This window comes from Leisingera sp. F5, from assembly GCF_001593695.1.
The window spans coordinates 1-2516 of sequence record NZ_LUKH01000418.1 but is presented as its reverse complement, the minus strand read 5'-3'; the positions used below and the strand labels follow the sequence as shown (position 1 = coordinate 2516).

Sequence of the window (2516 nt, the reverse complement as noted above, 5' to 3'; positions counted from 1 at the left end):
AATAAAAACAGGCCAGACGGAACATTTAACCAGCCTTTGCAGGACGTTGCGTCCAGCGCGGATTGCGCCAGTCGATCCCCTCCAGAAGATAGCCCAGTTGTGCCGCAGAGATCTGCACCGCCTCGCCGGACCGGCTCACCGGCCAGATGAACTTGCCCGCCTCCAGGCGCTTCAGATACAGCGACATACCCACGCCATCATGCCACAGGATCTTGACCAGATCGCCCTTGCGGCCCCGGAAGCAAAAGAGCTCGCCCGCATGGGGATCGCGGCCGAGCCCTTCTTGCACCTGCAGCGCCAGGGTGTTCATGCCCCGCCTCATGTCGGTGACGCCGCCTGCAATCCACACCTTCACGCCTGCCGGAAACGCGATCACTGCCGATCCACCACTGCCAGAATCCGGGTAAGTGCTTCGGGCTCCACGCCCATCGGCACGATGAGCCGGCGCCCGTTCGGCAGGGCTATCTCAACCTGACAGTCCGGAGGCGGACAGGGTTCAACCGGATTTGCCTGCGACGCGGAAGTTCCCTTTGCCACGGTCACCGGCGCGAACGGCACCGGGCGAGAAGACCCAAGCTCACCGTTTCGATACTGCCGCCGCCAGGTGGTCAGCAGCGACCGGCTAATGCCATGCCGCCGCGCTGTGGCTGCCGCTTGTCGGTGACCGATAAAGCTCTCCTCAACGATGCGCAGTTTATCATCATCTGACCAATACCGGCGGCGATCACCATCGGCAGCGGAAAGAACTTCGATTTGAGGGCGGTTATTGAAGTCGGACATAAGGCCGGACCTACCATCGGATCGATCCCGAGATCAGACGGCCGCCGCCGGAGCCTTACGATGAGTGCGTTGGTGGTTGTAGTGATGCAGCCATTCGTCCAGGTCCGCTTGCAGTGCTTCGATACTGTCATAGAGCTTCTTGCGGAAGGCGACCTGATAGAATTCTTGCAGCACCGTCTTGTGGAACCGTTCGCAGATCCCGTTCGCCCTACAATCGATCCACTGGATCGATTGCTTTACGGTCTCACTCTGGGGCGATTTCACCTTGGTCTTGGTGTGGTCGATATCGTTGATGGCCAGGAAGAGCTGGAAGTCGTGCTTGTCGGCCCGGCCGCAATATTCCGTGCCGCGATCTGTCATGATCCGCAGCACCGGCAGGTCATGCTCGTCATGGAACGGCAGTACCCGGTCGTTAAGCAGATCAGCGGCGGTGATCGGCGTCTTGGTTGTGTAGAGCTTGGCATGTGCCACCTTGCAATAGGTGTCGACATAGGTCTGCTGGTAGACCCGCCCCACGCCCTTGAGGGTGCCGACGTAGAAGGTGTCCTGCGACCCCAAATAGCCGGGATGCGCGGTCTCCACTTCGCCGCAGGCTTCATCGTCGAGCTTCTTTTTCTCCAGCGCCTGCACCTGCGCTTCGGTCAGAATGCAACCCTCTTCGGCGACCTTGGCCTCCAGGGCTTTCAGCCGGGCCTTGAAGTTCGCCAGGTCGTTCTGCAGCCAGATCGACCGGACGCCGGATGGCGAGACGAAGACGCCCAGCTTGCGAAGCTCGTTGGACGTGCGGGCCTGGCCATAGGCCGGGAAATCGGTGGCCGATTTGATCACCGCCTGCTCGGTGGCGTCATCGACCCGGTTTGCCAGATTGGGCTTGCGCCGCGTGCGCTCGAACAGAGCCTCGACACCACCTTCCTCGACCGCGGATTTGTAGCGGTAGAAGGTATCGCGCGACATGCCCATGACCTGGCAGGCTTTGCTGACATTGCCCAGTTCCTCGGCCAGGTTCAGCAGGCCGGTTTTGTGCTTGATGATCTTGTCGGTAGTCTTCAGCATCGTGGCTTCCTCGTTTTGTGGTGGGTCAGCACCACCAAAAAAACGGGCAACCATCATCTCCATCAAGAGATGCGCCGTCCCCATTTCAGCTTGCTGAGAAGGGGGCGGTGTCAGATCACATCGAGACTAATTCATGTAAGGCGCCTGCACCCGCGCCAAGGACAGGCCAGGCTACGCCGGGGGGCCTGTGGCCCTCCTTAACCCGGCCTCCGGCGGGGCAGATCAATCGCCGCCGAGGAGCTTCAGCAGCTGGTCCCGGGCTTCCTGTTCGATACGCTCTTTCAGCACGTCGTTCAGATTCTGTTCCGGCGCGATTTCGGTGTTCAGCTCCTCACTCAGCTTTTGGCGCACCCGGTCCTTGGCTTCCTGTTCGATCTCGTCGATCTTCGGCTGCAGCGCCTGGCTCAGGTCCGGGCGGATGTCCGGGTTTTCCCAAGGGCCGGTGATCCGCACCGGGATGGTCAGCACCTGATCACTGCCTGCCCGCACCAGTTGGGGAATAAACAGGTAATCCAGATCCCGCGCGCCCAACCCGATCCGGCCCTTGCCTTCGGCGCGGAACCCCTTGAGCAGAACCAGAAGATCCTGATTGCGCAGGTTGCCGCCTTCAATCGTGTAACTGGCTGTCATCTGATCAAACACGGTGCTGCCGCCATTGCCGCCCGAGCGCATCAGCTGCTCCA

Annotated in this window: 2 protein-coding genes and 2 pseudogenes; all 4 read right to left on the bottom strand. The window is 60.8% G+C overall.

Translation table 11 applies throughout. The features are described 5' to 3' along the window. Nucleotides 1-25: 25 nt before the first annotated feature. Nucleotides 26-376, bottom strand: coding sequence for an IS66 family insertion sequence element accessory protein TnpB (gene tnpB / locus A2I95_RS31225; protein ID WP_039133247.1), 351 nt, complete (start codon nt 374-376; stop codon nt 26-28). Continuing rightward, a complete protein-coding gene (locus A2I95_RS31220; RefSeq protein ID WP_259987981.1) occupies nt 373-780 on the bottom strand; it encodes a transposase in 408 nt (135 codons plus the stop codon). Before A2I95_RS31220 ends, tnpB begins: the two co-directional genes overlap by 4 nt. A gap of 57 nt (nt 781-837) precedes the next feature. Next, nucleotides 838-1833 (bottom strand): annotated as a pseudogene (locus A2I95_RS31215) (IS481 family transposase); the annotation flags it as partial. A gap of 222 nt (nt 1834-2055) precedes the next feature. Then, a pseudogene (locus tag A2I95_RS31210) lies at nt 2056-2516 on the bottom strand (AsmA family protein); the annotation flags it as partial.

Bases quoted from the DNA above. Each gene is read 5' to 3' on its own strand.
- A2I95_RS31220 (WP_259987981.1), bottom strand. From the start codon at position 780: ATGTCCGACTTCAATAACCGCCCTCAAATCGAAGTTCTTTCCGCTGCC.